Origin of the sequence: Streptomyces sp. NPDC059456 (genome assembly GCF_042750055.1) — a bacterium.
Classification (GTDB): Bacteria; Actinomycetota; Actinomycetes; order Streptomycetales; family Streptomycetaceae; genus Streptomyces.
Genome location: NZ_JBHYVA010000553.1, coordinates 1 through 5,830, shown reverse-complemented (window position 1 = coordinate 5,830; position 5,830 = coordinate 1). Strand labels below are relative to the sequence as shown.

Here is a 5,830-nt window from a genome sequence, read left to right as displayed (position 1 = left end):
CAGGCGCCCGCCACCACCTAGTTACACACTCTGAGTTTCGGCGGCCGCTTACGTTGTGTATACGAGACAGCGGGGGGGCTCGGGCGGGGGCCCCGGCCGCCGCGTTCGCCCGGGGGGCTCGGGGAACGCCCGGCCCCCGGGGTCCTGTCGCCGCCGCTGCCGTCGGTGCCGGGCTCCCTGCCGGGGCCGGCGGGCCGCTCGTCGCCCGCCGTGCGCGTACCGCCGGACCAGATGGTCCCGCCGCCCCGGCTGATCGCCGTGCCGGAGAAGGCCTCGTACGCCCCGAGGCCGCCGAGCGCGATGGCGAAGGCCGCGCCCGAGGCCACCGCGGTGCGCTTCCAGCCCCGTACGCGGGTGCCGTGCACGGTGGCCTCGCCGAACTCCGCGGACGGCGGGACCGCACGCAGCGGCAGGGTCCCGTCGGGCGCCTTCTCCTTGGCGGGCGGCGGGACCTGACGGGCCCCGGGGCGGGCGTTCTCGCGGAGCTGGTCACCCGTGCGCTTGAAGAAGTGCTGGATGACGGGGCCGCCCGCGGTGGCGACCACGCTCACCACGCCGGCCCCGAGGATGGTCCCGTAGACGCCCAGCTTCGAGGCGAGCAGGGCCGCCGCGACGGTGGCGAGGGAGGAGCCCGCGATCTGGGCCACGCTCAGATCGAGCTTCCTCGTCTCCGTCCCGGACGCCGGTTCGGCTTCGGGCGCCGTCTTCTGACCCATCCTCATCCCCTGTGTGTGCTGCCTCTCGCGACCACTCGCGGTCTCTCGCGCTTCACCGCTCTCAGCAGTTACCGACCGCTGAGCGAAACAGATGGTTCCGTTTCTGGGGATTCTGTGAAGCAGGACACGCGAAAACGAGTACGCGCGCAGGTCCGGCCGGATTCGGGGCAGCCCAACTCCCGCCGCCCACGACAAGTTCGGCGGCGCGGCGGTCCACCCAGGTGGCCCGAATGGAGTACTGTGGCGAGCCCTGGGGCCGTCCTTCCTTTTGGATGTCCGGACTCGGGAGAGGGGGCCGGCTGATGGAGAAACGGCACTCGAGACCGGTGATGCCGCGGCATTGCACGCGTTCCTGATGCGCACAGTAACCGTTCGGTCACTGTGCGTGCCCAACAGGTAACCGTGCCATAACGGCGATCAAGGGCGCATGCCCGACACGCCGGTTGAACTCGGCAAGGTTGTGGCAGGCTGCACCCGGGCAGGCCACACTCGACTAGCGGAAGCAGCGACGCACGTGACGTCGGCAGGCACCACCCGGGAGGTCCCCATGCCCGAACTGCGTGTCGTGGCCGTCTCCAATGACGGCACACGACTGGTGCTCAAGGCTGCGGACAGCACGGAGTACACGCTTCCGATCGACGAGCGGCTGCGGGCTGCCGTGCGCAACGACCGCGCGCGCCTGAACCAGATCGAGATCGAGGTGGAGAGCCACCTCCGCCCCCGCGACATCCAGGCCCGCATACGGGCCGGTGCCTCCGCTGAGGAGGTCGCCCAGCTCGCCGGCATTCCCGTCGACCGCGTGCGCCGCTTCGAGGGCCCGGTGCTGGCCGAGCGCGCGTTCATGGCGGAGCGGGCGCGCAAGACGCCCGTGCGCCGCCCCGGCGAGAACACCGGACCCCAGCTCGGCGAGGCCGTGCAGGAGCGGCTGCTGCTGCGCGGGGCCGACAAGGACTCCGTCCAGTGGGACTCCTGGCGGCGCGACGACGGCACCTGGGAGGTCCTCCTCGTCTACCGGGTCGCGGGCGAACCGCACTCGGCGAGCTGGACGTACGACCCGCCGCGCCGGCTGGTCGTGGCCGTGGACGACGAGGCCCGCTCGCTGATCGGCGAGGCGGACGACCTGCCGGCGACGCCGGAGCCGAGCTTCCCGTTCGTGCCGAGGATCGCGCGGCTGCCGCGGGACCGGCCGCTGGACCGCGCCCTGGACCGCCAGCTGGAACGTCAGCTGGAACGCCCCGTCGCCCCGGCCCCCGAGCCGGAGGAGGAGCGGGACACCCTGACGAGCCTGCTGGAGGCCGTACCGAGCTTCCGCGGCGACCTGGTGGTCCCGGAACGGCCCGAGCCCCCGGCGGAGGAGCCGGAGGTGGAGGAGCCGCCGGCCGCCTCGGCGAGCGCGGGCGCCGGCTCCGCGTACGCGGACGTCCTGATGCCGCGCACGGTGGCGGGCCACCGCGACCGCCTGACGGGCACCACGGACCGCCAGGCCGAGGCCGACGGCGTCCGCCCGGGCCGCCGAGCGGCGGTCCCGAGCTGGGACGAGATCGTCTTCGGCACCCGCCGCAAGAAACAGGAATAGCGCCGTCCCGACCGGCGCCCGGCCGCGCCCTTCGGGCCGGCGCCACGGCCACGCCCCTCGGGCGGGGCGCGGCCGGGCCCCGGACTACCGGGGCTCCGGTCCCGTCGCGACCGGGCGGGCCGGGTCCGCGGACCATTCCGACCAGCTGCCCGCGTACAGGGCGGCCGGAACCCCCGCCACCTCCAGCGCGAGCACCTCGTGCGCCCCCGAGACCCCGGATCCGCAGTACACCCCCACCGGAGCCTCGCCCGAGGCGCCCAGCCCGGCGAACCTCTCCCTCAGCGCATCGGCCGCGAGGAACAGCCCGTCCGCGCCCACGTTCTCCGTCGTGGGCGCCGACACCGCGCCCGGAATGTGTCCGCCGACCCGGTCGATCGGCTCGACCTCACCGCGGTACCGCTCCCCCGCCCGGGCGTCCAGCAGGATCCCGTCGTGCGCGAGGGCCGCCGCGGCGTCCGCGTCGAGCAGTCCCACCGCTCCCGGGTTTGGCTTGAAATCGCCCTCCGCGACCGTCACCGTGTCGGCGGACACCTGACCGCCCGACGCCGTCCACGCGGCCAGGCCCCCGTCCAGTACCCGCACGTTCGTGTGACCCGTCCAGCGCAACAGCCACCACGCGCGGGCCGCGGCCCAGCCCAGACCCCCGTCGTACACGACCACCGGCGCGTCCGCCGAGACCCCGGCCCTGCGCATCACCGCGCCAAACCCCTCCGGCTCCGGCAGCGGGTGCCGGCCGCCGGCTCCCGGCGGACCTGCCAGTTCGTGGTCCAGGTCCACGTACACCGCCCCCGGCAGATGGCCTGCCTCGTACGCGGACCGCAGGTTCGGGCCGCCGAGCTGCCAGCGGACGTCCAGCAGCACGGGCGGCCGGGGACCGGCCAGCTCGTCCCTCAGTTCGGACGCGGAGACGATCGCGGAAGGGGCGGAGTGCGCAGATTTCTCAGTCATGCGGCCCATCTTCCTCCCCACCGCGCGAGCGTCGTAACAAGCCCGACATCACCCGTCCGCACCGATTCGGTCATCTCTGCCCGCATCGGCGAAACCCGGCCGGTCGGGGCGCGCCGGACCCTCCGGAGTGGAAGCATCTGGTCCGGGATGAGCGACGACGGAGGAGAACCGCTGACATGACCGAGGCACCGGAAGCAACGCGGCGCCCGCCCGGCACACCCTGCTGGTCCAGTCTGATGGTGCACGGCCTCGGGACCACCGAGGCCTTCTACACCGACCTGTTCGGCTGGGAGTACGAGCCGGGCCCGCAGCCGTTCGGCCCGTACGTCCGCGCCCTGCTCGACGGCCACGAGGTGACCGGCATCGGCGAGATGCCGCCGGACCGGCTCCTCCCGGTGGCCTGGACCACGTACTTCGCCACCGACGACGCCGACTCCACGGCCGAGACGATCCGTTCCTGCGGCGGCACGGTCGCGGTGGGCCCGCTGGACGCGGGCGGCGAGGGGCGCATGGCGATCTGCTCCGACCCGCTGGGAGCGATCTTCGGGATCTGGCAGGCCGAGGAGCACATCGGGACCCGGCTGTCCGGCGTCCCCGGCACCCCGGTCTGGAGCGAGCTGGTCACGCAGGACACGTCGACCGTCGGCAAGTTCTACGCGCACGTCTTCGGCCACGAGGCCGAGACGCACGCCACGGCCGCCGCCGACTTCGACTACGTCACGCTGCTGCTCGACGGGCGGCCGGTCGCCGCGGTGCACGGGGTCGGGCGCTCGCTCCCGCACGACCGGGGCCCGCACTGGATGACGTACTTCCAGGTCGAGGACGCCGACATGGCCACGGCCCGGGTCCACCGGCTCGGCGGGCGCGTGGTCCAGCCGCCCCGCGAGGGGCTGACCGGCAGGGTGGCCACGGTCACCGACCCGGAGGGCGCGGTGTTCGCCCTCGTGGAACGGCGTCCCGGGAACGGCCGCTGACCGCCGCCCGGCCGGCCCTCAGGCGGGGTTGACCGGCAGGACGTCCGGGGAGAGGGCGGCGGCGTGGGCCGCGTCGCTCGTCATCCGGCGGCGGTGGTGACGACGGCACAGCACCTCGTAACCGACCTCCTCCGGTGAGCGGTTGACGTCGCCGACGACGACCTGCTCGCCCTCCACCACCATCTCGCCGCCCACCGTGCGGGCGTTGTGCGTGGCGCGGGCGCCGCACCAGCACATCGCCTCCACCTGGAGGGTCTCGATCCGGTCGGCCAGCTCGATGAGCCGCTGCGATCCGGGGAACAGCTTGGTGCGGAAGTCGGTGGTGATGCCGAACGCGAAGACGTCCAGGTCCAGGTCGTCCACGACGCGCGCCAGCTGGTCGATCTGCTCGGGGGCGAGGAACTGCGCCTCGTCCACGATGACGTAGTCGACCTTGGCGCCCTTGGACATCTGGCCCACCAGGTACCCGTACAGGTCCATGCCCGGGGCCGCCTCGACCGCGTCGGTCACCAGGCCGAGGCGCGAGGACAGCTTGCCCTCGCCCGCACGGTCGTCGCGCGTGAAGATCACGCCCTGGAGGCCCCGCGCCGACCGGTTGTGGCCGATCTGGAGCGCCAACGTACTCTTCCCGCAGTCCATCGTGCCGGAGAAAAACACCAATTCGGGCATGTAGGAACGGGACCTTTCGGGTCGTGGTCGGCGGGAGGGGTTCGGACGTTCGGTGGGTCAGCTGCGGACTTCGAGCAGCGGGACGAGCTGCTCGGCCGCGGTCATGGAGCCGTGCATCCCGGCGAGCGCCGATTCGTTGGGCTCGTTCACGGACGCGGTGATCGCGGCGTCGGCATGGGCGGCGGCGACCACGTCGCCGATCCGGCCGAGCACGCGCTCGTCGCACTCTCCCGGCGGCCCGAACCAGCCCAGTTCCAGGGCCTCTTCGCGGCTCGCGATCCAGAACCGGTCGCCCAGCACCTCCCGCCAGACGGTCAGCACGTCGGATTCGGCTCCCGGTACGGCGTACACGTGCCGGGCCCGGCCCTCGCCGCCGAGCAGGGCCACGCCCGCGCCCAGCTCCCAGTCCTCGTCGAAGTCGATCCGGGAGTCCTCATCGAAGGGGATGTCGACCATGCCGTGGTCGGCGGTCACGTACAGCGCGGTACGCGGCGGGAGCTGCTCGGCGAGCCGCTGCACCAGCCGGTCGACGTACATCAGCTGGCCACGCCAGGCGTCGGAGTTCACGCCGTGCCGGTGGCCGGCCCCGTCGAGCTCGCTGTAGTACGTGTACACCAGCGAGCGGTCGCCGGCCGCGAGCCGCTCGGCCGCGAGGTCCATCCGCTCCTCGCCGGTCATCCGGCCGAGGAAGGTGCCGCCGCTCAGCGCGATCTTGGTCAGCGGCGTGGTCTGGAAGGCGGGCGAGGACACCTGCGCCGTGGCCACCCCCGCCTTGTCGGCCTGCTGGAACACGGTCGGGTACGGCTGCCAGGGCTTCGGCGCGGTCCAGGGGTGCCAGCGCAGCTGGTTCATCAGCTCGCCGGTGGCCGGGTTGCGCGCGGTGTAGCCGGGCAGGCCGTGCCGGGCGGGGGGCAGGCCGGTGCCGACGGAGGCCAGCGAGGTGGCGG

At 73.4% G+C, this 5,830-nt stretch carries 6 protein-coding genes; 2 read left to right on the top strand and 4 right to left on the bottom strand.

Going from position 1 to position 5,830, the window contains the following annotated elements; translation table 11 throughout:
* Window positions 1-17 precede the first annotated feature (17 nt).
* Window positions 18-716 carry a hypothetical protein gene (locus ACFXA3_RS33145; RefSeq protein ID WP_385192958.1) on the bottom strand — a complete coding sequence of 233 codons (699 nt, stop codon included), beginning with the start codon at window positions 714-716 and terminating at the stop codon, window positions 18-20.
* A gap of 547 nt (window positions 717-1,263) precedes the next feature.
* Here ACFXA3_RS33145 and sepH point away from each other — a divergent pair.
* Window positions 1,264-2,292, top strand: a complete 1,029-nt coding sequence (sepH, locus tag ACFXA3_RS33140) for a septation protein SepH (RefSeq protein WP_385192956.1) — start codon at window positions 1,264-1,266, stop codon at window positions 2,290-2,292.
* 84 nt (window positions 2,293-2,376) lie between these two features.
* Here the strand turns inward: sepH and ACFXA3_RS33135 are convergent, their stop codons facing one another.
* Window positions 2,377-3,240, bottom strand: a complete 864-nt coding sequence (locus ACFXA3_RS33135) for a sulfurtransferase (protein ID WP_385192953.1) — start codon at window positions 3,238-3,240, stop codon at window positions 2,377-2,379.
* A 176-nt stretch (window positions 3,241-3,416) separates the two neighbouring features.
* On the opposite strand from ACFXA3_RS33135, the gene ACFXA3_RS33130 reads away from it, so the two are divergent.
* Window positions 3,417-4,214, top strand: a complete 798-nt coding sequence (locus tag ACFXA3_RS33130) for a VOC family protein (RefSeq protein WP_385192950.1) — start codon at window positions 3,417-3,419, stop codon at window positions 4,212-4,214.
* A gap of 18 nt (window positions 4,215-4,232) precedes the next feature.
* Here ACFXA3_RS33130 and ACFXA3_RS33125 read toward each other — a convergent pair whose 3' ends face one another.
* Entirely contained in the window at window positions 4,233-4,883 is a 651-nt protein-coding gene (locus ACFXA3_RS33125; RefSeq protein WP_054227502.1) for a thymidine kinase, read from the bottom strand.
* 57 nt (window positions 4,884-4,940) lie between these two features.
* Window positions 4,941-5,830, bottom strand: an 890-nt coding sequence (locus ACFXA3_RS33120) for an alkaline phosphatase family protein (RefSeq protein ID WP_385192948.1), incomplete at its 5' end; no start/stop codon positions are given.